Origin of the sequence: Komagataeibacter rhaeticus (assembly GCF_011611525.1) — a bacterium.
GTDB lineage: Bacteria > Pseudomonadota > Alphaproteobacteria > Acetobacterales > Acetobacteraceae > Komagataeibacter > Komagataeibacter rhaeticus.
In genome coordinates this window covers 1,801,091-1,826,537 of the sequence record NZ_CP050139.1, presented here as the reverse complement: position 1 = coordinate 1,826,537, position 25,447 = coordinate 1,801,091, and the positions used below count along the sequence as shown (strand labels likewise).

The 25,447-nt window shown below is 58.7% G+C and carries 23 protein-coding genes, 1 tRNA gene and 1 pseudogene; 8 read left to right on the top strand and 17 right to left on the bottom strand.

The window, feature by feature from the left end:
• Positions 1-101 precede the first annotated feature (101 nt).
• Complete coding sequence (locus GWK63_RS08255) at positions 102-1,031, bottom strand: MIP/aquaporin family protein (protein ID WP_007400602.1); 930 nt, start codon at positions 1,029-1,031, stop codon at positions 102-104.
• A gap of 142 nt (positions 1,032-1,173) precedes the next feature.
• Positions 1,174-1,665, bottom strand: a complete 492-nt coding sequence (ruvX, locus tag GWK63_RS08250; protein ID WP_034928373.1) for a Holliday junction resolvase RuvX — start codon at positions 1,663-1,665, stop codon at positions 1,174-1,176.
• A gap of 78 nt (positions 1,666-1,743) precedes the next feature.
• Between ruvX and gatC the strand changes: the two genes are divergently transcribed.
• The 5 genes from gatC to GWK63_RS08225 all read left to right on the top strand — a co-directional run bounded on the left by gatC (position 1,744) and on the right by GWK63_RS08225 (position 6,471).
• The gene (gene gatC, locus GWK63_RS08245; RefSeq protein ID WP_014104509.1) at positions 1,744-2,031 is read left to right on the top strand and encodes an Asp-tRNA(Asn)/Glu-tRNA(Gln) amidotransferase subunit GatC; all 288 of its coding nucleotides are present in this window, start codon (positions 1,744-1,746) and stop codon (positions 2,029-2,031) included.
• Between the two features lies 1 nt (position 2,032).
• Positions 2,033-3,517, top strand: a complete 1,485-nt coding sequence (gene gatA / locus GWK63_RS08240; protein ID WP_040000121.1) for an Asp-tRNA(Asn)/Glu-tRNA(Gln) amidotransferase subunit GatA — start codon at positions 2,033-2,035, stop codon at positions 3,515-3,517.
• The gene (gene gatB / locus GWK63_RS08235; RefSeq protein WP_034928378.1) at positions 3,514-4,962 is read left to right on the top strand and encodes an Asp-tRNA(Asn)/Glu-tRNA(Gln) amidotransferase subunit GatB; all 1,449 of its coding nucleotides are present in this window, start codon (positions 3,514-3,516) and stop codon (positions 4,960-4,962) included. Before gatA ends, gatB begins: the two co-directional genes overlap by 4 nt.
• A gap of 100 nt (positions 4,963-5,062) precedes the next feature.
• Positions 5,063-5,155 (top strand) — tRNA-Ser (locus GWK63_RS08230).
• Between the two features lie 137 nt (positions 5,156-5,292).
• Entirely contained in the window at positions 5,293-6,471 is a 1,179-nt protein-coding gene (locus tag GWK63_RS08225) for a tyrosine-type recombinase/integrase (RefSeq protein ID WP_083824529.1), read from the top strand.
• A gap of 127 nt (positions 6,472-6,598) precedes the next feature.
• Here the strand turns inward: GWK63_RS08225 and GWK63_RS08220 are convergent, their stop codons facing one another.
• From GWK63_RS08220 to GWK63_RS08210, 3 genes are all read right to left on the bottom strand, one after another.
• Positions 6,599-6,805: a helix-turn-helix transcriptional regulator gene (locus GWK63_RS08220; RefSeq protein WP_197713598.1), complete on the bottom strand. Its 207-nt coding sequence runs from the start codon at positions 6,803-6,805 to the stop codon at positions 6,599-6,601.
• 589 nt (positions 6,806-7,394) lie between these two features.
• A complete protein-coding gene (locus GWK63_RS08215; protein WP_007400682.1) occupies positions 7,395-7,859 on the bottom strand; it encodes a hypothetical protein in 465 nt (154 codons plus the stop codon).
• A gap of 71 nt (positions 7,860-7,930) precedes the next feature.
• The gene (locus GWK63_RS08210; RefSeq protein WP_225063023.1) at positions 7,931-8,137 is read right to left on the bottom strand and encodes a hypothetical protein; all 207 of its coding nucleotides are present in this window, start codon (positions 8,135-8,137) and stop codon (positions 7,931-7,933) included.
• A 264-nt stretch (positions 8,138-8,401) separates the two neighbouring features.
• Between GWK63_RS08210 and GWK63_RS08205 the strand changes: the two genes are divergently transcribed.
• On the top strand, positions 8,402-8,683 hold the full coding sequence (locus GWK63_RS08205) for a hypothetical protein (RefSeq protein WP_007400685.1): 282 nt from the start codon (positions 8,402-8,404) through the stop codon (positions 8,681-8,683).
• 372 nt (positions 8,684-9,055) lie between these two features.
• Here the strand turns inward: GWK63_RS08205 and GWK63_RS08200 are convergent, their stop codons facing one another.
• The 11 genes from GWK63_RS08200 to GWK63_RS08150 all read right to left on the bottom strand — a co-directional run bounded on the left by GWK63_RS08200 (position 9,056) and on the right by GWK63_RS08150 (position 22,059).
• Positions 9,056-9,655, bottom strand: coding sequence for a PadR family transcriptional regulator (locus GWK63_RS08200; protein WP_172459715.1), 600 nt, complete (start codon positions 9,653-9,655; stop codon positions 9,056-9,058).
• Between the two features lie 141 nt (positions 9,656-9,796).
• The gene (locus GWK63_RS08195; RefSeq protein ID WP_112210027.1) at positions 9,797-13,039 is read right to left on the bottom strand and encodes an efflux RND transporter permease subunit; all 3,243 of its coding nucleotides are present in this window, start codon (positions 13,037-13,039) and stop codon (positions 9,797-9,799) included.
• A 92-nt stretch (positions 13,040-13,131) separates the two neighbouring features.
• Entirely contained in the window at positions 13,132-13,650 is a 519-nt protein-coding gene (locus GWK63_RS08190) for a Fur family transcriptional regulator (protein WP_112210025.1), read from the bottom strand.
• Positions 13,651-13,695: 45 nt separating this feature from the next.
• Entirely contained in the window at positions 13,696-14,577 is an 882-nt protein-coding gene (locus tag GWK63_RS08185) for an energy transducer TonB family protein (protein WP_396415477.1), read from the bottom strand.
• On the bottom strand, positions 14,574-15,083 hold the full coding sequence (gene exbD, locus GWK63_RS08180) for a TonB system transport protein ExbD (protein ID WP_112210021.1): 510 nt from the start codon (positions 15,081-15,083) through the stop codon (positions 14,574-14,576). Before exbD ends, GWK63_RS08185 begins: the two co-directional genes overlap by 4 nt.
• 6 nt (positions 15,084-15,089) lie before the next feature.
• Positions 15,090-15,833 carry a tonB-system energizer ExbB gene (exbB, locus tag GWK63_RS08175; protein WP_112210019.1) on the bottom strand — a complete coding sequence of 248 codons (744 nt, stop codon included), beginning with the start codon at positions 15,831-15,833 and terminating at the stop codon, positions 15,090-15,092.
• Positions 15,830-16,084, bottom strand: a complete 255-nt coding sequence (locus tag GWK63_RS08170) for a hypothetical protein (RefSeq protein ID WP_112210017.1) — start codon at positions 16,082-16,084, stop codon at positions 15,830-15,832. The genes exbB and GWK63_RS08170 overlap by 4 nt, the downstream gene beginning before the upstream one ends.
• A complete protein-coding gene (locus GWK63_RS08165) occupies positions 16,081-17,319 on the bottom strand; it encodes a PepSY-associated TM helix domain-containing protein (RefSeq protein ID WP_112210015.1) in 1,239 nt (412 codons plus the stop codon). The genes GWK63_RS08170 and GWK63_RS08165 overlap by 4 nt, the downstream gene beginning before the upstream one ends.
• 427 nt (positions 17,320-17,746) lie before the next feature.
• Entirely contained in the window at positions 17,747-20,299 is a 2,553-nt protein-coding gene (locus GWK63_RS08160) for a TonB-dependent siderophore receptor (RefSeq protein ID WP_112210013.1), read from the bottom strand.
• Positions 20,300-20,522: 223 nt separating this feature from the next.
• On the bottom strand, positions 20,523-21,479 hold the full coding sequence (locus GWK63_RS08155) for a FecR family protein (protein ID WP_007398783.1): 957 nt from the start codon (positions 21,477-21,479) through the stop codon (positions 20,523-20,525).
• Positions 21,480-21,561: 82 nt separating this feature from the next.
• Entirely contained in the window at positions 21,562-22,059 is a 498-nt protein-coding gene (locus tag GWK63_RS08150; protein ID WP_007398782.1) for an RNA polymerase sigma factor, read from the bottom strand.
• 348 nt (positions 22,060-22,407) lie between these two features.
• Between GWK63_RS08150 and GWK63_RS17605 the strand changes: the two are divergent.
• Both GWK63_RS17605 and GWK63_RS08140 read left to right on the top strand, forming a co-directional pair.
• Positions 22,408-22,671: pseudogene (locus GWK63_RS17605) on the top strand (transposase); the annotation flags it as partial.
• A 56-nt stretch (positions 22,672-22,727) separates the two neighbouring features.
• Positions 22,728-24,812: an AAA family ATPase gene (locus tag GWK63_RS08140; RefSeq protein WP_007398701.1), complete on the top strand. Its 2,085-nt coding sequence runs from the start codon at positions 22,728-22,730 to the stop codon at positions 24,810-24,812.
• 40 nt (positions 24,813-24,852) lie between these two features.
• Here GWK63_RS08140 and GWK63_RS08135 read toward each other — a convergent pair whose 3' ends face one another.
• The gene (locus tag GWK63_RS08135) at positions 24,853-25,371 is read right to left on the bottom strand and encodes a nuclear transport factor 2 family protein (RefSeq protein WP_007398700.1); all 519 of its coding nucleotides are present in this window, start codon (positions 25,369-25,371) and stop codon (positions 24,853-24,855) included.
• Between the last annotated feature and the right edge of the window lie 76 nt (positions 25,372-25,447).

Sequence of the window (25,447 nt, the reverse complement as noted above, 5' to 3'; positions counted from 1 at the left end):
GATGCCAGCGTGACTATTGCCGCTTATATCCGTCATGCAGAACAACGGAATATGGCAGGCGAGGGTTGCGCCAGATGCGGGGCACGGGCGGGCGGCGGCGCTTATGCCGGGCCGGTTCCGGGGGGAACATGGTCAGGGTCATCGGGGTGGTTAAGCTTGCGATGCGGGTCATCCAGCCCCGGCACGCGGCCATGATGGCCGAAATTGACCAGCCGTGCCTCCAGCAGGTGCAGCCTGCCCATCAGGTTCATGCGGATGGCCATGACGGCAAGCGATGCCCCGGCAAAGGGTCCGACAACGTAAACCCACAGCCCCGTCCACTGTCCTGAAAAGAGCGCCGGGGCCAGCGTGCGCGCAAAATTGACGCTGTTGCCCGACAGCCACGCCGTGAACGGGTTCATGATCAGGAAGAACAGTCCGCCTGACCACGGGGTGATGAACTTCCATCGCGGATGGGCCGCCAGCCAGTACAGCATGGCGATCAGCGCCGCGGTTACGAACATTTCCGACCACATGGCCCACCAGATCGAGATCCGGCCATAAGGTACGGTGGCCCCGTAGCGTACGGCCACGGCCATGCTGCCCCACCAGGTGACCAGCCTGCCCAGCCCGTATACCACCGCCGTGCCCAGGAAGGCGCCGATCACCTGTGCGATCATGTAGTTGAGCGCATCCACCCCCCCGATGCGTTTTGCCAGTGAAAAGGCCAGCGTGACCGAAGGATTGATATGCGCCCCGCTGACCTTGCCAAACGGTGTCATGGCCGCCGCCGTGCCCGACAGGCCGAATACCAGCCCGCACAGCGCGGTCTGTACATAGGGATGATGCAGCAGCGGCGGCGACAGCGGACTGCCCGGCGCGGTCAGCAGGATGACCCCGCTCAGCCCAAGGACCATGAGTATGGCGGTGGCCACCGTCTCGCAGAAATACAGTTTCCAGTGGAACGGATTATGCGGATGCGGGTCGCCCGCCAGTGGCCGGTCATGCACATGGACATGCAGGTAGGGCAGATGCAGGTGCGGCAGGCGCATGGCCGGTATCCTCGTTTTTGTGTACGGGTCCGGCGGAATGGTGCATGGGGGGAAAGTGCCTCCCGGTGCGGGCCGGTGGTTGGCGGACCATAGCAGTCCGCGCACCGGCCGGGTCCGGTTTTAGAACAATCCAGTCATGCCATCACGAATTCGCAATTCCCCCTTGGTTCGACGTGATCGAGGCATCAAGGGCGGCCTGCAGGATGTAGGCCGCCGCCATCTGGTCCACCACCGCGCCCCGGCGCTGGCGGGTCATGTCGGCTTCGGCAATCAGGAAGCGGTTCACGGCAGAAGAAGACAGCCGTTCATCCCACATGGCAGCCGGCAGGCCGGTCAGCTCCGACAGGTTCAGCGTCCAGTCACGCGCCGCCTGCGCGGCCGGCCCAAAGCTGCCATCCAGCGACAGCGGCAGCCCCACCACCAGCCCGCCCACGTCCTGCGCGCGGGCGATCGTGCTGATCTGGGCGGCATTGACCGACAGTTTCGCGCGCTTCAGTCCCGTATGGGGGGAAGCCAGCATCAGCCCCACATCGGACAGGGCCACGCCGATTGTCTTCCTGCCGGGGTCAAGCCCCAGCAGGCGCTGGTCGCGGCGCAGGAGCGTGCGGAGATGGGATATGTTGAACAGGGGCATGGTCGGGGGTATGTTCCTTGGCGGTCGTCCTGCGCCGCAGGATATTCTTCCCCTGTTATGATGGAAAGTTATTGCTTCATGTCGCTTGATCCCGCGACCGTCCGCCGCATTGCCAGACTGGCACGGATTGGTATTGACGAGTCTGATGTCCCTGCCCTGCAAGGGGAGCTTAACGGGATCCTCGGCTGGGTCGAGCAGCTGAACGAGGTCGATGTCGAAGGCGTGACCCCCATGGTCGGCACGGGCCATGCCGCCCTTCGCACCCGGCCTGACGTGGTGACCGACGGCAACTGCCGCGAGGCCGTGCTGTCCAACGCGCCCGATGCCGTTGGTCCCTTTTATACCGTGCCCAAGGTTGTTGAATAAGATGAGCCTGACCGAACTGACAATCGCCGATGCGGCAGCGGGCCTGCGGGCGCGCAAATTCAGCGCAGCCGAACTGGTGGGCGCGCATAACGCTGCCATTGCCGCGCTCAACCCGCGCCTGAACGCCTATATCACCACCACATCGGATGCGGCGCTGCAGGCGGCGGCCCAGGCGGATGCGGCCCTGGGTAAGGGCGAGGCAAAGCCCCTGACCGGCATTCCGCTGGGGATCAAGGACCTGTTCTGCACCAAGGGCGTGCGGACCACGGCGGCCAGCAACATCCTGAAGAATTTCGTGCCCCCCTATGAAAGCACGGTCACGGCCAACCTGCTGCGCGATGGCGCGGTGTTCGTGGGCAAGACCAACCTGGACGAATTCGCCATGGGGTCGGCCAACATCACCTCCGCCTTCGGCCCGGTGGAAAACCCCTGGAAGCGCAGGGGGGATGATGCGGCCCTCGTGCCCGGCGGCTCATCGGGCGGGTCGGCCGCCGCCGTTGCGGCCGGGCTTGCCATGGGGGCGACCGGCACCGATACCGGCGGCTCCATCCGCCAGCCTGCCGCTTATTGCGGCATTGTGGGGCTGAAGCCGACCTATGGGCGGTGCAGCCGGTTTGGCACCATTGCCTATGCCTCCTCGCTGGATCAGGCCGGCCCCATGGCGCGCACCGTGCGTGACTGCGCCATCCTGCTGCAGTCCATGGCCGGGTTTGACGCGCGTGACAGCACCAGCGTGAATTGTGATGTGCCGGATTATTCCGCCGCCATCGGTCGCAGCCTGAAGGGGCTGAAGGTGGGCATTCCCGCCGAATATCGTGCCGAGGGCCTGTCCGCCGAGATCGAGGCCGCGTGGCAGCAGGGCATCAACTGGCTGAAGGACGCGGGCTGCGAGATTGTGGATGTCTCCCTGCCCCATACGAAATACGGTCTTGCCACCTATTATATCGTAGCCCCCGCCGAGTGCTCATCCAATCTGGCCCGCTATGACGGTCTGCGTTTTGGCGAGCGCGTGCCTGGCGATACGCTGGATGCCATGTACGAGGCCACCCGCCGCGCGGGCTTTGGCCCGGAAGTGCGCCGCCGTATCATGATGGGGACGTATGTGCTTTCAGCCGGGTATTACGATGCCTATTACCTGAAGGCCCAGAAGGTTCGCAGCCTGATCCGCCGCGACTTTACCGAAAGCTTCCAGCAGGTTGACGTGCTGCTGACCCCAACGGCCCCCACACCCGCCTTCGCGCAGGGTGAACAGAGCGATGATCCGGTCCAGATGTACCTGAACGATATTTTCACCGTGCCGGCCTCCATGGCGGGCATGCCCGCCATGTCCGTGCCCGTGGGGCTGGGGACCACCGGCCTGCCGCTGGGCCTGCAGCTGATCGGTCGCCCGTTTGACGAGGAAACGCTTCTGGCCGCGGGCAGCGCGCTGGAAGCCGCGGCAGGTTTCACCCATCGCCCTGCCCTGCGTGCGGAGGTGGTGAAATGAGCTACACACTCGAAGGCCGGACCGGCACATGGGAAATCGTGGTGGGTCTGGAAGTGCATGCCCAGGTCATCAGCCATTCCAAGCTGTTTTCCGGTGCCTCCGCTTCCTATGGCGGTGAACCGAATACCCATGTCAGCCTGGTCGACGCCGGTTTTCCGGGCATGCTGCCGGTGCTCAACCAGGAATGCGTGGCCCAGGCCATCCGCACGGGTCTTGGCCTGCGCGCGCGCATCAATCTGGAAAGCCGGTTTGACCGCAAGAACTACTTCTATGCCGACCTGCCGACCGGCTACCAGATCAGCCAGTTTACCCATCCCATCGTGGGGGAAGGCACGGTCGAGATTGAACTGGCGGACGGCACGGTGCGCCATATCGGCATAACAAGGCTGCATATGGAGCAGGATGCGGGCAAGTCCATGCATGACCAGGATCCGGCGCGCTCCTTCATCGACCTGAACCGTGCCGGTGTGGCGCTGATGGAGATCGTGAGCGAACCGGACATCCGCAGCCCGGAAGAAGCCGGTGCCTACCTGCGCAAGCTGCGCCAGATCCTGCGCTATCTGGGCACCTGTGATGGCAACATGGAAGAAGGCTCCATGCGTGCCGACGTAAACGTGTCGGTGCGCAAGGCGGGTGAGCCGTTCCGCACGCGCTGCGAGATCAAGAACGTCAACTCGATCCGCTACGTCATGCATGCGATCGAGGTCGAGGCCACGCGCCAGATCGAGGTGTGGGAAGAAGGCGGCGAAGTCGATCAGGAAACCCGCCTGTTCGATCCGGCCCGCAACGAGACCCGTTCGCTGCGCAGCAAGGAAGACGCACACGATTACCGCTACTTCCCTGATCCTGACCTGCTGCCGCTGGTGGTGGAACAGGCATGGGTGGACGAGCTGGAGCGTGGCCTGCCCGAACTGCCTGATGACAAGCGTGACCGCTTCGTCAGGCAGTATGGCATCCCCCGTTACGACGCCAGCGTGCTGGTGGCCGAGCAGGCCATTGCCGATTATTACGAGGAAGTGGCCAAGGGCCGCGATGCCCGCCTTGCCGCCAACTGGGTGACGGGCGACCTGTTCGGTGCGCTCAACCGTACGGGCCGCACCATTACCGACAGCCCGATTTCGGCCCAGGCGCTGGGTGGCATGCTGGATCTGGTGTCCGACAAGACCATCAATGGCAAGATCGCCAAGGAAGTGTTCGAGGACATGCTGGAAACCGGTGACAGTGCCGCCGCGATTGTGGAGCGTAAGGGCCTGAAGCAGGTAACCGACACCGGTGCGATTGATGCGGCAGTGGCTGACGTGCTGGCGCGCAATGCGGACAAGGTGGAAGAATACCGTGGCGGCAAGGACCGGCTGTTCGGCTTTTTTGTCGGTCAGGTGATGAAGGCCATGGCAGGCAAGGCCAATCCGGCCATGGTGAACGAGGCTTTGAAAAAAGTTTTGTAAAAACGGGCGCTAGCGCATTTTAGGGCTTTGCAGGGGTGCGGCTACACGCTAAAAGCAGCCCTGCAAACGCCGTGTTACTTGATAATGCGCGCTCTTCGGCGGAGGGGTGGCCGAGTGGCTGAAGGCGGCGGTTTGCTAAACCGTTATACGATGTCAAGTCGTATCGAGAGTTCGAATCTCTTCCCCTCCGCCAATCACTTTTTCCAAACAATCTAAAATTGCATCACAAATGGCGGAATACCTAGGTTTTGGGTCTATTTTGTGTTGCATGGCGTTCCATTGAATTGCACCCTATCCCGCATCAGATGTGGGAAAAAATGTGGGATAAAAATGGGACGTCTTTCCGCGACAGCCGTAAAGGCCGCGAAAGAGCCCGGACGCTACGGCGATGGGGATGGGCTCTATCTCGTCATTAGTTCGAAAGGCGGCAAATCATGGGTGTGCCGCATTCAGAAAAATGGTCGGCGACGCGACATTGGTCTAGGCAGTGCAAAGACCGTGTCCCTAGTTCTGGCACGTCAGCGGGCAGGCAAGGCCCGAATGCAGGTTGAAGCCGGGCTTGATCCTATAGCCGAACGTCGTAAGGAAGCGGGCATTCCTACCTTCCGTGAAGCTGCCCTGAAAGTATATGCAGAGAATGAAGCGACATGGAAAAACAGGAAGCATCGCGGGCAATGGCTGGCTACCCTTGAAAGCTACGCCTTTCCTGTCATCGGAGATATTTCCATAGCTGATCTCGATGGTCACCACGTCAGGGAGGTAATTGCGCCCATCTGGTTGCCAAAGCAGGAAACTGCACGTCGTGTTCGACAACGAATCAGTGCGGTCGTGGATTGGTCGATCGGCAAAGGTTACCGTAATCTGCCTCTGCCCGTGGCAGCTATGGACAAGTCTCTTCCCAAGGTGAAAAGTAAGTCCGTCCATCATGCGGCGCTACCTTATGTCGAGGTTCCTGCTTTTGTAGCTTATCTCCGTTCTGGTAATTCTCTAGGGCGCCTTGCATTTGTCGGACTTATCCTGACAGCTGCACGCTCCGGCGAGATCAGGTGCGCGACGTGGGACGAAGTTGATCTGGACAACGCTTTATGGACGATACCTGCGACGCGCATGAAAGCAGGACGTGAACATGTTGTTCCTCTATCCCAGCCAGCGTTGGATATATTTATCCGTGCCCATAAGTATCGCGAATTACGTAGCAACCTTGTATTTCCGGGTTTGCGAACGGGCAAACCTCTTTCTGATATGACGTTGACGAAGATCTGTCGTGATGCCGGTATCGCGGCGGTTCCTCATGGATTTCGTTCGTCTTTTCGGGACTGGGTTGCTGAAGAAACAGAATTCGACGGTGATATTGCCGAAATGGCGCTAGCTCACGCTATCGCAAGCAAGGTCGAAGCTGCTTATCGACGTGGGAATCTTCTGGAAAAGCGACGCGTCCTGATGGATGCTTGGGGAACTTATTGCATTCCGAAGAAACAAACAGATGAAATGCGACCAGATAGCCTATGAAGACGGGTCCGGCTTTACAGTAGTTGGTATGCGCTGCTGATGCTGGCCTGACCGGGTTCGTGACCATGGTGGAGCCGAGTGGCCAGGCCAGGGCAGCCTCGGAGAACTGATTGCAACAAGAAACCGGTCAGTTTCCTAGCGTACCGGCTGTATTGATCCAGTTCTCTATAATGCCGGAGTACCAGCGGATCGTGCCACTGGATAGTTTACGTGGTTTTGGGAAAGTCCCCTTATTAATGTGTCGGTAAATGGTCGCCCGGCTCAGTCCGGTTCTTTCAGTAACCTCCCGTAGACGTAAAAGTCTGTTGTCGGGTCTGTATTCCGTTGCGTCCATGTTCAGATCCTCCATGTCTTGTCTGTTGGGATCAATCTGTTTCGTGTTCCTGATGTCTGCAGGACTTTCCGGTATGAATGGCGATGCCATGCTGCTTCCGGGGCATGCCGGAGTGTTCCCGACTGCCTGTGAAGCAGTTACGGAACGGAACTGATTAAGACGGCACGAAGCTACGCGGCCGCAACCGATCTAGCCGGTGATAGGGGAACCGGATAGAAAGACTTGCAGGCGGCAGCCTGCTTGGACTGCAGGATCTCCATGGGAATCCTGTCCGGTTTCGGTCTGAAAAACGGTCGTGCCGGATGTCCTGCCCCGAGTTTTCGGGTTGCAGGCCGATTGCCTGACTGATGAGGCAGAAGTCGGATATCGCACATCGGCTTTAACGGATCAGACAAGGGCCTGGCTGATCCAGGCATTCGGATCGTCATGACGGTGAACTCCATGACGGGCGTAGGCGAGCCTCTCTCCCCTCTTCTCATCCCGTCACGAACTCCCGCGCAGCCCTCTGACTCTATGTCGCGACTGTACTGTATATGCGACATGAGAACTGATCATTTCCATTCAGAATGGATATAAGACATGGATCAGTTCACGGACCGATGCGGATGCCGGATACGTCTACCGTATCGGGAACCTGCTGGACCGCAGGCTGGGTTGGCGGGGTGGTCGTCTGGTGGGCGGAACTTTGTGCGCGCATGGGGAAATCAGGCGGCATGCAGTCTTTTGGCAGGCTGTTCCTGGCGGTCTGTTCTTCCGTGAAGGGACTGCTCTGCTCCATGCCGGGCCCCATACCCGTCGGCATCGGGCCGGGCATACCGCCTGCGCCTGTCATGCCGCCCATGGGAAAACCACCCATCATGCCGCGCCCGCTGCCGACGCCAAAGCCCGTGGTTATGCTGCCATGCACGCTACTATTGTGCGACGATGGCGCGCGCCAGCATTTATCGGTATGGTCGGGCAGTTGGTGACAGCCTGATATAGCCATCACGAGGACAGGTACGAAGAACGTGACGGCACGTCCTGTATTATGGTTGGACATGGAGAGTAGCGGCATCTCACCTGTTGGAACCCCAACCTTAATCCGCTAACCGGCTGTGTTCCCGTCACGAAATGTAAACCCGCAGCTTACCCGTCTTCGACGCTTTCCCTGTCTTTCTCATTGGGTGCAAACGGATCAAGCGGGTCATCTGTGGGCGGATCAAGCGGTTCGTCATCACTGCCCCAGTCCGGTATATCCGGTCGAGGATCATCCAGCGGATCGTCATCCGGGTCAGGCCCGGGATCCGGAATGGGTGTGGGTGATGGCACCGTGGTCGGCGGTTCAGACGGCACGGGAATATCCGGATTATTTCTGACCTGCATCCTGAACATGCCGTTCCTCCTCCGACAGGTCCACGTGCAACGGAAAGGACCGGTGACAGGTTGCATGTACGTCCCTGCCTGTCAGCGTGCTTTTCTGCCGGTTATGTTCAGAACGACTGGATGGCATAGTGCGGGCCTGGTCTTTTCAACAAAAAGGCCCGGCAATATGCCGGGCCTTCCGCTGTAGGGACGGGATCAGTTGGAACTGCTGCTGTTCTGGTTCCAGCCGCCATTGTGGTCGCCACCACGATCACCGTCGTGCTCACTCCGGTTGCCATTCTGGCTGTCGCTGCCACGGTTGCCACGCTCGCCGGGGCCATGGTTCTGGTCGCCGCGGTTGTCACCACCGCGATCACCCCGTTCGTCACCGGGACCGCCGTTTTGGTCACCTCCATTCTGGTGACCGCCGCTTTGGCTCCCATGGTTGCCGTGGCCACCATGCCTGCCACCGTGATGGCCATGACCGCCATGGCCACGATGTTCGCCCTGCCCGCTGCCCTGGTTCTGGTCAGGTGACTGGGCCTGGGCTGCCAGCGGAAGGGAGATGCCAAGGGCAAGAGCAAACAGAATTGAACACTTCATGATATATCCTTTGATTCGGCCTCTGATCCATCGTCCCGCATCAGCGGACATGTGAGGTCGAACGATGTGAAAAATAGTATCGAGAATATCTGGTCCAGAGTTTATACTTCTTCATGGACCGGTAATATTCCGGTTAATGTTCCAGATAGCCGAACGCGTATTCTGGAACGTGAGGAACCTTTATCCGGTCACTCACAAACCACGCCATGACAGTCCGTAAACAACAGCTCCTCCATACATGGCGGGATTATGGGGTCTTTCCTGCCCGGACGACCCGTTGGCCAACCGGATGTGGAAATTGCGCTTTCAGACCTGCCCGATCGCCCGGGCGGCATCGTCCAGCAGGGCTGCGATCTTTTCCTCGGCGTCTTTATCAAGGCCGCCATTGCGCAGCCTCAGGCGAAGTGCCGTGCGCAGGTTTTCCATGCCGCGCATGACCGGCATCGGGACATCCCTGCGCCCGCCCCTGCCCTCTGCTGCCCCCGTCGCCGCACGGGACAGGATTTCATCAAGGGCCGCACGACTGGCGTTCAGGAAGGCCTCGCCCTCTGGCGTGATGTGATAGTTCTTGCGGCCATCGGCCTCGGCAACCCGGGCATAGCCCGCTTCATCCAGCCATGTCAGCGTGGGGTAGATCACGCCGGGGCTGGGGGCGTAGCTGCCACCGAACTTTTCCTCGATCATGCGGATCAGTTCATAGCCATAGGTCGGCTTCTGGGCGATCAGCGAGAGGACCAGAAGCCGCATCTCACCATAATCGAACAGCCGGTGACGGCCGCCCCGGCGGCCACCGCCGTGGTGTCCACCGCGACCGTGAGGACGGCGGGGTTCGCCGGAACCTGCCATGCCTTCGGGGGAGAAAGTCTGGCGGTTACGACCGCCTGCGTGTCTGTTTCTGTGTTTCATGCTTACCGATATACGTCCCGATATATCGCACGTCAAGATATATCGGAATATATTTTTATCATTTCCGATAAACCCGTCCTTTCAGCCTCCGCAGGCAGTCTACCCGTCAGTCCCCTGCCCTGATTACATGACCGGAGAATCTCATGGTGCTTCCGCTTTCCTGGATAAAGAGGCGCATCGCGCAACCAGCAGATAGAGCGCGGGCGTGGTGAACATGGTCTGGGCCTGACTGACCAGCAGACCACCGACCAACGCGATCCCGAGCGGCTGGCGCAACTCCATCCCGTAGCCGCCCATCAGCACCAGCGGCAGCGCCCCAAGGGCTGCGGCAAAGGTGGTCATGACAATCGGCCGCAGCCGCAGCAGACAGGCCTCGCGGATGGCGTCCCGTGACGTCAGGCCGCGTTCGCGTTCGGCGTGGATGGCAAAATCCACCAGCAGAATGGCGTTCTTCAGCGAAATGCCAGTCAGCAGCAGCATGGCGATGACCGCCATGCCCGAGAACGGCAGCCCGAACAGGTCCAGCGCGATCACCGCCCCGATCCCGGCAGAGGGGATGGTAGAAAGGATGGTCAGCGGGTGCCACACGCTTTCATAGAGCATGCCCAGCGTAATCCAGACAGCCAGGATGGCCGCGATGATCAGGATCTCGCTGTCATGCGTGCTTTTGCCAACATCCCCTTCATCGCTCTGCAATTCCCCGGTGATGGTCTCCGGCAGATGCAGGCTCCGCCACTCCTGATCGATAACAGATTGTGCCTGTGACAGGCTGACACCCGGCGCCAGTTCCAGCGCCAGCGAGGCGGAACTGGCGTAACCGATATGGGTGACGGCCACCGGGTCGAGACTGGGGGTCATTCGCGCCACCACCGACAGCGGCACCAGCGTCTCCGCCCCGGTCGCCACGGCCGATCCGGTTGAGGCATTCGCTCCACCCGCCAGCGAATTGGCGATCTGGTTCCGAAATGCCATGGCACCGGTCGAGGCTGTGGTGCTGGCTGTGGCCGATGTCACCACCCGGATGGTGTTGGACGCCGAACTGCCCGAGGCTGATCCCCCGGACGGGCTGATCCAGAACTGTTTCAGGATCTCGGGATCGCGCTGGAAGCGGTTTTCCACCGTCAGCACCACGTTGTACTGCCCGTGTGTTGTGTAGACGACCGAGGCCGTGGTCTGACCAAGCGCGTCGGACAGGGTGTTGCCGATCACCTGCGGCGTGACCCCGACACGGGCGGCGGTATCGCGGTCGATCGCCAGCGTGATACCCTGTCCCGGCGGATCGACATCCGGGTCCACATCCGCGAACTCCGGGTGGTGGCGCAGGGCTTGGGCCAGTTTCCGTGTCGCCGGTCCGAGCAGCCGGTCATCCTCGCTGCGCAGGATGTAACTGACCCCGCTGCTGTTCGAGCCGACCCGCATCATGATATTGCCCGGTGCCTGAGCATGGTATTCCGCGTGGATATCTTTCCCCATCCGAGCCACGACGCGGGTGGCCACATCGGTCCCCGATGCCCGCCCGGTGGACCGGTCGCGCAGCGTGGCGAACACCATGCCGTGGCTGGAACCCTCGCCGGTATCCAGATAGGCGATCACATGCGTCACGGCGGGATCCTCCAGCAGTATCTTGCTGAACCGTTCCAGCCGGGCCTTGGTCTGCGCCAGCGAGCTGCCGCTGCCACGCGATCCGCCCGAGACAATGCCGATATCCTGACGCGGGAACACGACCCTGGGCATGCGGGTGAACAGAAAGACGCCCACCAGCAGGGTCAATGGCAGAAGCAGCGCGGTCTTGCCGGGATGGGTCAGGCAGATTTCCAGAATTCGGCGATACAGGCTGCCGCTGTGTTTTTCATGATCCAGAAAATCTAGCGCAGCCACTTCCGGATGAATGGCGGCGCTGTTTTCGGCAAACCGCATGCACAGCGCCGTCAGGCACGGCGTCACCACACAGGACAGGATCAGCGACACCGTGACGGCAATGCCAACGGTGCCCGCAAACTCCCGGAACAGCCGTCCTGTCAGACCAGCAGCCAGCCCGATCGGCAGAAACACCGCCAGCACGGAGACCGTAATCGACAGCAGCGTAAAGGCCACCTCGCTCGCCCCGGCAATGGCGGCCTCGTCGATGGGAAGACCCCGCCCACGCATGCGGATTATGTTCTCGATCACCACAATGGCGTCATCCACCACCAGCCCTGTCACCACCGTCAGCGCCATGAGCGAGAGATTGTCCAGCCCGAACCCCGCCAGATGCATCGGCCCGAGGCTGGCGATCAGGCAGCACGGCACAATGATCGCGGCCGCGATGGATGCCGTCCACGAGCGCAGGAATACCCAGACCACGGCCAAGGCCAGAACACAGGAGGCCAGCAGCGTCACCAGCGTATGATGCAGGGAGGACCGGATCACCGCCGAGCCATCCCGCGCTACCGCAATATCAGCCCCTAACGGCATCAATGTCCGCAGTTGCGGCAGTCGCGCCTTCACCGCATCGACAATGCCGACCAGATTGGCCCCCGGCTGGGCACGGACCATCAGGGTCAGGGCCGGTCTGCCATCAAAGAACGCGGCCGCATTCACGTCCTGCATGCTGTCGGTGACAGTGGCGACATCCCGCAGCCGGATCGGACGCCCGCTCTTGTAGGCGATGACCAGATCCCTATACGCATCGGCATGTTCAGCCTGATCGTTGACGGCAAGCTGGTAGCGCCGGTCGCCCATGTCGATCACCCCTTTGGGGGTATGCGCATTGGCCGAGGCCAGGGCCGCACGCAGGTCTTCAAAACCGATCCCGTATTTGAAGAACAGCAGCGGGTTCATCTCCACCCGCACGGCGGGGGCTGAACTGCCCATAAGGGTAACGTCCCCCACACCCTGCACCTGCAGCAGCATGGGGCGCAGCGTCGTGTTCACCAGATCATACAGCTTCGCCATGGACTGCATGCCCGGCGTGACCGCAAGGATCAGCACCGGCGTCGCAGTGGGATTAGCACGGTGATATTGCGGGTCCGATCCCGGCGTGGTCGGCAGATCGCGCCGCGCGGCCCTGATCGCCGCTTCCACGTCACGGGCGGCGCCATTGAGATCACGGCCCAGTTCAAACCCCAGAGAGATGGAGGTCTCCCCCCGCGTAGAGGTGGACTCCATCTGTGTGACGCCCGCGATATTGCCCAGATGCCGTTCCAGCGGGGCGGCCACCGTGCGAGCCATGACCTCGGGCGAACCGCCGGCATTCGACGCCGAGACTGAAATCACCGGCAGGTCGACATCGGGCAGATCCGAGACCGGCAGGAGGGGCAGCGCCATCAGGCCCGACAGCACGGCGGAGAGCAGCAGCAGGAGGGTCGCTACCGGGCGACGGACGAACCAGGCGATGAATTTCAAGGAAGATGTCCCGTCCCTGCGGGAGGGCTCACTCTATAAGACGATCGATGCGGGCATTTTTTCAGCGGCTGGATGAAAAAATGCTTCAGCGCTCAGCGAATGTCCGCATCACCGGTGGCCGGTACCGGTGTCACGGTAATGGCGGCGGCCTGCACGGCGAGCCCGTGTTCAGCCGCTGCCCGGCGCAGCAGGGCCGCCACTTCCGGCATCCGGCACGGAATCTTCCGTCCCGTGCCCGCCTCGACAAAGGTGACGGCCAGCCTGCCTTTGCGTTCGGGCGCGATGCTGTAATGCCACAGCCGGTCGGGCGAGACGTCGCGACGCAGGATGTCCCGGGCGACCAGCAGGTTCAGGTTGCGCTGGATCGAGCCCTGGCTGGGTGGATGGCCGTCGGTCATGGTGCGCAGGGTCTTCCAGATCTCGATGGCCGTAGCCCCCGCACCGGCCTCAAGGATGCCATGCAGCAGCACCCGGCGCAGGTCGGTCATCTTCACGCCCGCCTCCCGGCAGCGGTCCTCAAGCTTGCGCACCGCATTGCGACTGGCGCCCATACCGGGACGGATCTGGTTCAGGGCGGGCGGAGAACGACGGTGTTCGGAAAAGGCGAGCATGGTGATGATCCTGTCACGATCAGAATAAGGGAATGGCCAGAAACCTCAGTTCCTGTCCGGGTGGATGTAGAATTCGACCGGCACGGTCAGCGTGATCGGATCCCCCGCGACACTGTCCGGCGGGATGGGGAGTGGCTGGGCGCGTTTGGGCAGCGCTATGGCTTCCTGGTCCAGCAGCGCATGGCCCGAACTGCTCGCCAGCGTCACCGAGAGCACATGGCCCTTGCGGTCCATGGAGAACGTCACGGTCGGCACGCCTTCCTGATGATCGGCCATGGCGTCGGACGGATAGCGCTTGAATTTTTCTAGTTGCGCCAGCAATGCGCCCTGCCAGGTGACCGGGTCGTGTGACGCCTTTGAGGACGAGGCGCCTGGAGCCGGAGCTGCCTGGGTGGGCGCGGGCGGCGCTTCCGAGGAGGGTGGTGCGGTCGTGGCTTCAGCCGGGGGCGTCTTGTCCGGTATGGGCTTTTTGAGCATTGGCACCGGCTTGCTCTTCTTCACGATCTTGCGCGGTTTCTCGGGCCTGGGCACCGGGACTGGCGGATTGGGGGCGGGGGACGGTGGCGCTGTGATCTTGGGTGGTTCGACCGGGGCCGGATCGGGAATGGACTGGGTCTGCTTCGGGCCGATCGGCGCATCCGTTGGCGGCGTCGGTGTCGAGACAGGTTCCGGGGCCATATCGATGGCGATGGCCGCAGGCGGTGGTTCGGGCACGGCCATGACCGGTGGCGGCAGGCGCATGATCCACCAGACCGCCCCACCACTGACCGCCAGCACGGCGAGGAAGGACAGGCCCCAGCGGAGCGCATCGTGGCGCCGGACCAGACGGGCCTGCCTTTTCTGCCATTCGGCAAAGGATGGCGGGACCGTCTCCTGTGTCATGCCAGCAGGATACGTTGTACCCGCTATGTCAGCCGTGCCGCTCACGGCGTGCCTCCTGCAACGGTAGCCGTGGCAGGAGCACTACCGGAGGTTGTGGAACTGGTCGGCACCGTTGTCGTGCCAGCCTCGCTACCTTCTTCCTGTCCCTGCAGATTGACCAGGGCAACCTTGAGGTAGCCGGCGGAACGCAGTCTATCCATCACGCCCATCAGCGTGCCATAATCCACGGTCTTGTCGGCGCGTAGGAAAATGCGCTGGTCCTTGTTGCCCTTCGTCGCGGTCTCCAGTGCCCCCGCCAGACCGTCCATCGTGATGTCATCCTCTCCCAGCGCCAGACCATGATCGGCCTTCACTGTCAGGAACACCGGGTCGTCCGGGCGCGGCGTCGGCTTTTCGGTCGAGGACGGCAGATCCACCGGCACGTTCACCGTGGTCAGCGGGGCCGTGACCATGAAGATCACGAGAAGAACCAGCATCACGTCGATAAACGGGGTGACGTTGATCTCGCTGGCTTCGTTCAGGCTTTCATCGGTATGGCGCATGCGGATCATGACGGCTCACTCCCCGGCCACCGTGCGGACATCACGCGCCTGCGGGCCAATGCGCACGATATTGCCCTGCGCCATGAGCATCTGCGTACGGCCCAGATCGCGCGACACCAGACGCATCACCAGCGCAGTGAGGTCGGCAACCTGCGCGCGGCAGGACGCGGTCTGACGGGCGAGATGGTTATAGATCACCACAGCCGGGATCGCGGCCACCAGACCGAGCGCGGTGGCCAGCAGCGCCTCGGCAATGCCGGGAGCCACGACCGCAAGGCTGGTCGCCTTGCTGGCCGCAATGCCAGTGAACGAGGTCATGATGCCCCAGACCGTGCCGAACAGGCCGATGAAAGGCGAGGTCGCGCCAATGGTGGCCAGAACGCCGGTGCCGCGTAGGAGCCTGCGCCCTTCGGCCGCTTCCAGCCGTTCAAGGTGCAGGACGATACGCTCCTTCAGCCCCTCGCTGTCATCGGGGATGTCGGCAGAGCGTTTGCGCTCGGTCTCGGCGGCCATGACCAGGGTATGGGCGATGGAGGAATTGCCCCGTGTCCATTCCTCGCTGAGGTCCAGCGTATTGGCCTCTTCCAGCGCTTTTTCGGCCTTCTGGAGTTTCAGGCGCACGCGCAGCAGTTCGACCGACTTGGCGATGAAGATGGTCCAGGTCAGCAGCGAAGCTGCGGCCAGCAGGATCATGACGCAGCGGACGACGGGGCCGGCGTTGAGGAACATGTCCCACGGGGAGAACGAGATCGGGGTCATGACTGACCTCCTTTGACAGACGGTGTGCGGCACCATGCCCGGAGGACGTAGGCAACCGTCACGATGAGGGGAATGGAGAGGGCAGCCCAGGACAGGGCCAGCCAGGTGCCATGCTGGCCCAGCAGGGCGGACAGCAGGCCAAACGCGGTGAGCAGCCCCAGCGCGATCGGCCATGGCCAGACGGCAACGGATGGGCGCGGGGTCACATCTGGCGAGGGCGGCATAGACATGTCGGAAGAAACGGCGTTCATCGGACCGTCTCCGCAAAGGCTGGCGCGCTGTCTATGTCATCCAGTTCGTAACCCAGTGCCCGCAGACGGGCGTCCGTGGCGATCTTTCGTTTGGCCGCCCACAGCACCAGACCGCTGACCAGCACGCCGATAACCATCACATCGAGCAGTGCCCAGAGGATGCGTAGCGGCATGCCGCCATAATCGCCGAAGTGCAGCGGGCGGGACATTTCGAGGAAGCGCAGATACCACGGCATGGGATACGCCCCGGTCAGCTCGCCCGTACGGGCATCGACCAGCACCGGGGTGAACAGTCGCGCCCGCAGCGGGGTCGCGCCTCGCGTCCACAGCACGTAATGCACGGGGCTGCCAAAGGAGGCGCCGGGGAAAGACAGGCCAGTCACCTCATTGCCGGGAACGGCTTTGGCCGCCGTATCGAACGCGGCCTGCACCGAGGAAAGATGGTCCTGCGACGGCACTGGCAGGCCCGCATAGGGCCGCAAAATCTGCCGTACATCGGTGACGCGCCACAGGCCGAACAGCGGGGTCTGGAGTTCGTTGATCAGTCCGGTGAAGCCCACCACCATCGCCCAGACCAGTGTCGCAGCCCCCAGCAGGTTGTGCAAATCGAGCCACGTCAGGCGCGAGGCCCGATCCGTTCGGACCGAGCCGAATGGCAGTCTCTTCATGAAGCGGCCATACAGCACCGTACCGGATACCAGCGAGGCGACAAAAACACCGCCCATCGCCCCCATGAACAGCGCGCCGGGAAGACCCGCGAACAGGTTCATGTGCAGGCGCGTGCAGGTGCTAAGGATGATTCCGGTCCAGGTGCGCGGCTCTTTCGGGGTATTGGCGGGGCGGGACTGTTTCAGCACCCTGGCCGTTCGGGCGTCGAACTTGATCCAGTGACCGGAATGGCGGTCGGGATGGTTCTCGTCGTCCTTCAGCGCCTGCCAGCTCGGCGCCATGGAGACAAGCACCGCTGGTTCATCGTCATCCGGATTGATGCTGGTGATGATCTGGCTCGGGTAGAGCGCCCTCGCCTTCTCCACAATGATATCCAGACTGACATCGGGTGTGCCTGGCGGCAGAACCTCATAAGGCGGATCATCATCACCAACGAACACCTCCCAGATCTGCTCGGAAAACAGCATTGGCAGACCGGTCACACACACGATCAGCAGGACCAGCATGCAGACCAGGCTTGTCCATTTATGGACAACAAACCAGCGGCGGAGCGCGCAGGTGGTCATGAAAGCCGCACACTCACAAATGCGTGTAAGAGTGAGTCGCAAGTGATAAAATGACAAATGGCCACGTCCACTCCTTCCATGGGAAACCAATTCCCGTTGCAGCTCTGATAGTATCGCGAGCGGCCGAACGGTTAAGCGAACGCCGCCTTCTATGTGTAAGACGAGCGAACCTGATGTTTTCAGTAACAGAAATCAAAAAAAGATCGTGAGACGATAATCCGTCGAAACTCTCATGTGTGTAACGGCGCCGTGCAGCCCCGCGCATCGTGCCATGGTCTCATCATAAGCTCGGCAGGATTGCCTCACATTTTTTGCGTCGCCACCCACGCTTCTTGCTGCAAGTAAGCCCCTCGCATTTGGCACGGAAACGAGGGACAAAATGTCGAATTTAATGGGTAAAAGGCGCTGTAATTTGAGTTAAAAAATTTCACCAGTTATATGTCAGATTTCCATATACTCGCCGACCTTGCCCGAGATTGCACACACCATGAGTACAGCGTGTTACATAATAAGTATTGGCAAGATTTGACATGGAAAGCTGCGCTTTCAGTCCCTTCAAGATCGAAAATTTCTCGCCAAAATCGTAATGCAAACCTGCATCAAATAGAATGTATGGATTGGTTTTAAATGATTCTACACTATCCGCATATGTATAACCTGTGTATCTCGCCCCAAAATTAATTCCAAAACCTTTTATAATGTTTTTTGGCATTGTATAATCAGCGAAGAACGAAAACATATTTCTTGGGACGTAGGGAACAGACATACCACTTTGAGAAATGGCGTCACCGTATGATAATGAGGTGACTGGATTATATCTTTTAGCAGTAAGATTTGATTTCGCATATCGAATGTCAGTGTAGCTATAAGAAGCAACTAACCTTAAATCGTGTGTAATGTTAGCGTTTGCAGAAACCTCAAATCCCTGAGATCTTACTCGACCAGCATTTGTACTGAATCCAGTATGAACCAAGTCACTTATAAGATAATTATCTTCATCAATATGAAAAGCTGCCGCTGTCAAAAGGATATCCTTCTGCGGCACTTTATATTTCAAGCCTGCCTCCATTTGTTTTCCTGTCAATGGAGAGAAAGGGTGCCCTTGATAGTCCGTAGACCCAATTTGTGGTATGAATGATGTAGAATAACTAAAATAAGGAGAAAGACCAAATTTAAATTGATACACAACTCCCGCACGCCACGTAAATGCCGATTGCGGTTGCTTGGGATCTGATTTCGTATCATCATAAGATAGAGTTTTTACATTATCTGAGTTTTGATTTGTATAGCCTCTATCCCCTGTATATTTCATATTTACCCAGTCCTGACGACCGCCAATAATAATAGACAATCCTTTCCATTTTATTTGATCCTGAAAATAGATACCTTCTTGAAAATATGATGCATTATATACATAACCGTTTAATTGACATCCAGATTTATTCCATGAGAAGCAAGGTGAATAACTATATTCTGGATTATACACACTAAGAGTCGGCTCGTTACTGTCTATCTCCCAATTTGAATTATAATTATACTGTCGGAAATCTGAACCCAAGACCCATGTGTGTTTTACTTTCCCCGTATAGAAATTACCAAAGATTCGAGTATCAAGTCCAATTGTATTTGTATTCGTATTATATAAATTGGGCTGCAATGCCACTTGTGACGAACTTACATTGCCATCCCAATACGTTGTTTCCTGATTGCGATCACTATTTTCCCATCGAAATGTCTGGCTAAAATTTATATATTTGTTGAATTTATGCTGGAACTGGTATTCAAACATAGCGTCCTTATCGCCCATAGTATTCCAATTTGGCTCACCTAAAAAAGTATTCCTAGAAATTACATGTCCATATGGGCCAGATGACAGGGTCCCTACACGCGGATACTGACTAGCAACGCCCTCCCCCGGTGTATACATATACATTCCAAGTAGCGTTAGCGATGTTTTAGGGTCAATATCCCATGTCAATGACGGAAGAACACCGACACGATGGTAATCGACATAGTTTGTTTGCGTTCCTTGTGTGACACCGATACCGGCGATTCTGTAGCGAACATTTCCAGATTTAGTGATTTTGTCACTGACATCAAATGTTGCTTCGTAACGACCCCAGTTTCCAAAACCTACCGATACTTGGTGTAAGGGAGTATCAGTCGGCTTCTTTAAACTCATAGCAAGCATGCCACCTGGTGTAGTCTGACCGTACATGACCGAAGCAGGCCCGTTCACGACCTCAATGCGCTCCAAAAAAGCTGTCTCTCCTGCACTGACGGAATTCGTCATCAAACCATCGACAAATTGCGATGTGCTGAAGCCGCGCTGTATAATGCCTGTATCAGCTCCATGTGCAGAACCGTTTCCATATGTCCCTTCACTCTCGGCCATTATTCCTGGTGAATAGCGGAGTGCCTGAGCCACATTTTGCGGCTGCTGATCTTGCATCAGTTGCTTCGTCACCACATAGATAGAATTAGGGATTTCTGTGATGGGTGTATCTGTTTTAGTCGCCGACATGGTTGTTGTAGCCACGTAGCCGACACCCGGTCCGGTCGGATTTTGGTGCGCAACGGTGCCACCCACACGGATTGGGCCAAGGTTAATGGCAGACGACGAAACCTTGATGAGGGAGACGCGGTTCCCCGCTGACCGCGCAAAAGTATAGCCACTCCCGGCGAGAATGCTGGAAAGCGCCTGATCCTCCGTCATATTACCTGAAACTGCGTTTCCCTTCAGTCCTTTCACCTGGCTCGTTTCATAGAAAATCTGAAGATGCGCCTGCTGACTAAAGGCCAGGAGCGAATGATTCAAATCACCGGCCGGAATGTTCACGGACAATGTGCGCGCGGGGACAATCGCGGCGACTTCCTGTGCCAGACCAGTTTCCGGAGATAAGCCAACGACACCCCAGCCCAGGGCACTTCCTGACATGAGCAGGCGCAGCAGCGCGCTGCATCCGCGTCCGCGCTCCATATCGTTCCGCGCTTTACTAACCGCCCTCATTTTCTTACCTCATCACCGACAGCATCCTCAGAAGACGAGAATGCATTGCATTTGCGTTAATGAGTAAGACGGCCGGGACACCCGGACTCAGTAAAGGTTTTTGAGAAAAGATCGCATTTTTTTAGTTTTCTTCGCGATATCAGTCTGTTGTGCATGCACGCTGCAGCAGACTGTTCGGTCGATAGGACTGGTTTCAGTAGATGACCGTGGCCAGACCGCCGACGGAAACTGAACGCAACGCCAGTTGGCGGGTAATGGCCATCACAGCACCATCCGTATCGGTACAAGAGAAGACACCGCTAACCCGTCGTGCGCCAAGACCGCTGCTCATCAGCATGATACGCCCGCCTCTGTAATGGTTGAGGCGGCCGATGACGTCAGACAGAGTGGCGTTGTCAAAAACAAGCTGGCCGTTGCGCCAGGCTGTCATCGAGGCAGCCGGAACGGAGACGGGCGTTCCCAACGTCCCGTCACGGCCGTAATGAACACTCTGCCCTTCTTCAACGATGACGGAACGGTGTAGTGTGCCCACATCGCGGGTGGCGACACGCACGCTATGCTCGGTCACGGTCGTGTCGACGCCAGTGCCTTCGCGGGCAACCATGAATTCAGTGCCCAGCGCCGTTGACGTGCCTCCGGCCGATTCCACGACAAAGGGCCTGCGTTCGTCTACCGTTACAGGAGCAACCGTGAAATAAGCCTCTCCGCCGATCAGCACAATCCGGCGTTCACTGGCGGTATAGCGAACGCTCAGGGCCGTATGGCTGTCCATAACGGCCATGCTGCCGTCGGCAAGATGGACTGTACGAATCTCGCCAACGGGTGTGGTGTAATCCGCCAGCCAGCGTCCCGGTTCGACCCATCCCGTGCCAATGCCAAGCCCCAGGACAAACAGGCCCGCGATACCGGCGCTCGTGACATGCGTTGCGGTTCGACGATGACGGGCCTTCTTTTCCCGGCTGCCGACGTCCAGATCAGACCACAGGCTGGAAGCACGCTGGAACGCGGCTTCATGCAGGGATGACGCCGATCGCCATGTCGCGAAAGCCCGTTTTTCTTCGGGCGTCAGTTTTCCGCCGCCCAGGCGGATGACCCACTCCGCGGCTTCCGCATCAATCCTGTCCTGCTGATCGTCCGTACTGTCTGTCATTTGCCCTGCTTGCCGGGTGCGACGGGGCGGTTACAGATAAGACGTCCGGACATCACGAAACCAGTAAAAGAAAACACGTGGATCAGCGCGGCAGACGCGACAGAAGATGGCGTAGGGCGGTGGCAAGATGCTTCTGCACAGTGCTTTCCGATACGTCCAGCCGGGTTGCAACGGTGCAGTAACTCAGCCCGGTTACCCGATTGAGTACGAAGATGCGCCGCGTCAGTTGGGGCAGTTCATCAAGTAGGGCTGCGATCTGCCTGATCTTTTCCCTTGCGGCGGCCACCTCGTCGGCCCGGGGCCGATCATCGGCTATATGGGCAAGATCATCGACAGGGACACTGGACGTCTTGCGGCGCTGCCGTGACCGGACGTGGTCGATCACCAGATTGCGCACCGTACTGTAAAGAAAGGCACGGCAGGCTCCGGCCGGGAGCGCATCGCCATGCTCCATAAACCGGACAAAGGTTTCCTGTACGAAGTCAGCGGCGAGGTCGCGGTCGTTCAGTTGCCTGCCGACATAGTCGGCCAGTTCACGCTGGTGGCTCGAAAACAGCCGACTGATTCGTATTCTGTCCACCCTGCGGGTCGCCTGATTGCCGTGATACAGACTTCCCCTAACACAACTAAGAACCGTTCGCAAATAATACATTCCTTTGCGTTACTGAAATGACAGTCGTCAGACGTCTTTATCTCAGTGTCTGACCGAAAATGAGTTGAGTGATTTCAGTGGATTATGATTCATGGGTTTGCGATAACCTGATGAGATCAAGATGGCCTGGACTGAAATCACCCGCGCGCAGTATCGCCGGGACGACCTGGAGTATGCAAGCGACCTTCGCGATGCGGAGTGGGCGCTGATTGCGCCTTTGATGCCCGAGAAGAAACGACTGGGGAGACCACGACGTACGGATTTGCGCCGGGTCATGACGGCGGGTATGCCGGCGAGAAGTTGCGTGGTGCGCTGGCTGAACTCGGCCGATGGACGATCGAGATCGTCAAGCGTAGCGATCGGGCCGAAGGCTTCGTCGTCCTGCCCAAACGCTGGATCGTGGAGCGCAGCTTTGCATGGCTCGGACGCTGCCGTCGCCTCACGAAGGATGTCGAGGCAACAATCTCTTCATCCCACGCGTGGTTGATGATTGCCCATATCCGCAGAGTTCTGCGAAAAATCAATCAAACCGCTTTCTGATTCAGGCTCTCAGAAAACTGAATGAAAGCCGGGTCTGGCATGAAGCGGATGCTGCCATGTACCTGCTCTGGAACAATGACTGGTTCCAGGATGGCAACGAGACGCCATATCTGTGCCTATATGAGAAGAACAACAGCATCCTGTGCCATATCATGGCGGCCCTGCTTGATTATAATACGGGACGGGCCACGGAAGACAGGCTTTCATGCCTTGATGACATGCGACTGACCGTGTCCCTCGTGTCGCGTCCGGATCCATATAAGGTCAATTACATGGACTGGGTCATGTTGATGGAACGCTTTGCCCTTGCCATGTTCCGTAGCATCTCCGTCCCTGAAAAGAAAAAGATCGGATCCGACGAATACCTGCAGGCTGTCAGGCACCACGTTTATGAAAAGATTTGCATGCTGGTATTCTATACCTGCTATGGCCGGGATCATGGGCGTGCGCAGGATGTCTATATGTCATTCATTACTGGCGGGCGCATGCCTGTTGACGGATTGCCGGACTATGCAAGAAAGCAGCAATATCTATCGTTTATCCGGGCATTCTTCAGGAAGATCAAGGAATTTGAGGATATTGCGCTTGGTACATCCAGTGTGATTGCGGGGGATTCCAATTTTACATATAAAAATATCATCAAAAAAACGGTGCAGGAGATGCTGTATATCAACTCTCCTGATATTTTCCAGTATATTGTAATTCAGGAAGAGGATATCCCGCCCGCAGCCTTCTCCATGGTAATGTGCGATGTGACAGCACGGCTAATATCGATCAATGGCGGCAGTTATGATGATTATTCAAATATCCTGTACGACAGGTTCATGGATGACGGCACCCGGTCATTATGTATCAATAAAGCGAAAGAACTGTATGACAATATAAGCAGGTTCCTGTCGGGTTCGGATGAACGTAAACGGGAAACGTCAGTCAGACGGAAATTTTCCCCCTTCTACCAGTCTGCGGAGGAAATCATGCAGGACAGGGACGGCAGGGAATTGCTTGACCGTCAATCCATGTCCCTCGTCATCGATGTCATATCCGGAAAAAAGGGCGATTCCGACGGACATATGAATGCGGAGATGATCATGCTGACTGATGACGACGATCTGCCGGCGCCGTTCGGTGCAGGTGAAGAGGGTGGTGATGACGACATGCTCTCTGGCACTGGGGGTGTGTGTGACAATCCGGTTACGGGTGATGACGGGACGGATATCGCAACGGGGAATGCAGGACCGGACGTGAACAGGAAAGATACTGTTTTTGCCCATGAAGTTGTCGTATTCAGGGATGGCATTCCCGATGCCAAGCTGAAAAGGCATGCGCGCAATTCCGGTGCCCCCTCCAGTCTGGAGAATCTGTGTGCTCCCCTGCCCCTGAAGATTCCAGCGGTCGTCGATACCAGCGCGCTGGAACGGAAATTTCCCCATGCCCGTCATGCCATCCGGGAAATGCGCAGGACCTATGATACGCGGGCCAGGTTTGGAAAGTTCATCCGTCCCCGGCCCATCCTGCTGGTTGGCCCTTCGGGTACCGGCAAGTCCACGCTTGCGCGGGAGTTTTTCAGATGCATGGATATCCCGACATCCACGCGGAATGTATCCTCCATGCCGGACTCATTCTATCTGACCGGAAACCATAAGGGCTTTTCGGAATCCGGTCCTTCGGAGGTCCTGGAGGAGATGGCAAGGACAAAATGTCCGAACATGGCGTTCATCCTGGATGAAATCGACAAGGCGCCGCGTCATCGGGATTATGGATGTTTCCAGGATGCCCTGCTGATGGTGCTGGACAGGAAGGAGGCTGAAACCTTCAAGGATTTCTGGCTGAACCTTACTGCCGACCTTTCCTGGCTTTCCTGGGTGCTGACGGCAAATGATGTGGACAGGCTGACGGCACCGCTCAGGTCACGCTGCACGGTCATTCAGGTCAATGCACCGACCGCCAGCGACGTTCCTGTCCTTGCCCGGAACCTGATAAGGGAAATCGAGGAAGAGCGCGGGCTGTATCCGGGATGGTACCAGCTGGACAATATGGACATGACCGCGCTGAAGAAGGTGTTCAGGGGCGATCTGCGAACATTCAGGAAGTATGTGGAGGTGGTTGCCGACAGCAAGGATGACCATATGGTCAGGGCATGAGGAACGGGACAGCCCATCGGGAAGGGCTGGTCCCGGCCGCTCAGCGCGGATTGTACTCCGGCCGGGCGGTATCGGCCCGGCGCTGGAGACGCATGGCATCCTCCAGGTCGGAAAGTCCGGGGTGGCCATGCGGACGTGCGCCCTCAGGCCAGTGAAACAGCCGGTCCTGCGGTGTGATGGGCTGGTCATTGATTGATGCGAACCGTGCGCGCATCAGCCCTGTGGCATCGAATTCCCACATTTCGTTGCCATAGGACCGGAACCACCGTCCCGTATCGTCATGCCATTCATAGGCAAAGCGGACGGCCATGCGATTGTTGCGGAAGCCCCAGAGTTCCTTGATCAGGCGGTATTCATGTTCCGCGTGCCACTTGCGCGTCAGGAAGGCCACGATCTCGTCACGGCCATGGATGAATTCCGTCCGGTTGCGCCACTGGCTGTCCACTGTATAGGCCAGTGCCACCTGTTCCGGGTCCTGGCTGTTCCAGGCATCTTCGGCAAGGCGGACCTTGCGGGTTGCGCTTTCAATATCGAATGGCGGAAACGGTGGTCGAGACATGGGAAGGCTCCTCGCCTGGTTACAGTCATCAGGGGTGCCGCATTATTGTGTTTCCTTCAAGACATTGATGGATACG

Excerpts from the sequence above, each read along its gene's own strand:
- GWK63_RS08255 (WP_007400602.1), bottom strand. The coding sequence starts at position 1,031 with ATGCGCCTGCCGCACCTGCATCTGCCCTACCTGCATGTCCATGTGCAT.
- ruvX (WP_034928373.1), bottom strand. The coding sequence starts at position 1,665 with ATGCCCCTGTTCAACATATCCCATCTCCGCACGCTCCTGCGCCGCGAC.
- gatC (WP_014104509.1), top strand. The coding sequence starts at position 1,744 with ATGTCGCTTGATCCCGCGACCGTCCGCCGCATTGCCAGACTGGCACGG.
- gatA (WP_040000121.1), top strand. The coding sequence starts at position 2,033 with ATGAGCCTGACCGAACTGACAATCGCCGATGCGGCAGCGGGCCTGCGG.
- gatB (WP_034928378.1), top strand. The coding sequence starts at position 3,514 with ATGAGCTACACACTCGAAGGCCGGACCGGCACATGGGAAATCGTGGTG.
- GWK63_RS08225 (WP_083824529.1), top strand. The coding sequence starts at position 5,293 with ATGGGACGTCTTTCCGCGACAGCCGTAAAGGCCGCGAAAGAGCCCGGA.
- GWK63_RS08220 (WP_197713598.1), bottom strand. The coding sequence starts at position 6,805 with ATGGACGCAACGGAATACAGACCCGACAACAGACTTTTACGTCTACGG.
- GWK63_RS08215 (WP_007400682.1), bottom strand. The coding sequence starts at position 7,859 with ATGCCGCTACTCTCCATGTCCAACCATAATACAGGACGTGCCGTCACG.
- GWK63_RS08200 (WP_172459715.1), bottom strand. The coding sequence starts at position 9,655 with ATGAAACACAGAAACAGACACGCAGGCGGTCGTAACCGCCAGACTTTC.
- GWK63_RS08190 (WP_112210025.1), bottom strand. The coding sequence starts at position 13,650 with ATGCTCGCCTTTTCCGAACACCGTCGTTCTCCGCCCGCCCTGAACCAG.
- exbD (WP_112210021.1), bottom strand. The coding sequence starts at position 15,083 with ATGATCCGCATGCGCCATACCGATGAAAGCCTGAACGAAGCCAGCGAG.
- exbB (WP_112210019.1), bottom strand. The coding sequence starts at position 15,833 with ATGACCCCGATCTCGTTCTCCCCGTGGGACATGTTCCTCAACGCCGGC.
- GWK63_RS08170 (WP_112210017.1), bottom strand. The coding sequence starts at position 16,084 with ATGAACGCCGTTTCTTCCGACATGTCTATGCCGCCCTCGCCAGATGTG.
- GWK63_RS08165 (WP_112210015.1), bottom strand. The coding sequence starts at position 17,319 with ATGACCACCTGCGCGCTCCGCCGCTGGTTTGTTGTCCATAAATGGACA.
- GWK63_RS08160 (WP_112210013.1), bottom strand. The coding sequence starts at position 20,299 with ATGGAGCGCGGACGCGGATGCAGCGCGCTGCTGCGCCTGCTCATGTCA.
- GWK63_RS08155 (WP_007398783.1), bottom strand. The coding sequence starts at position 21,479 with ATGACAGACAGTACGGACGATCAGCAGGACAGGATTGATGCGGAAGCC.
- GWK63_RS08140 (WP_007398701.1), top strand. The coding sequence starts at position 22,728 with ATGTACCTGCTCTGGAACAATGACTGGTTCCAGGATGGCAACGAGACG.
- GWK63_RS08135 (WP_007398700.1), bottom strand. The coding sequence starts at position 25,371 with ATGTCTCGACCACCGTTTCCGCCATTCGATATTGAAAGCGCAACCCGC.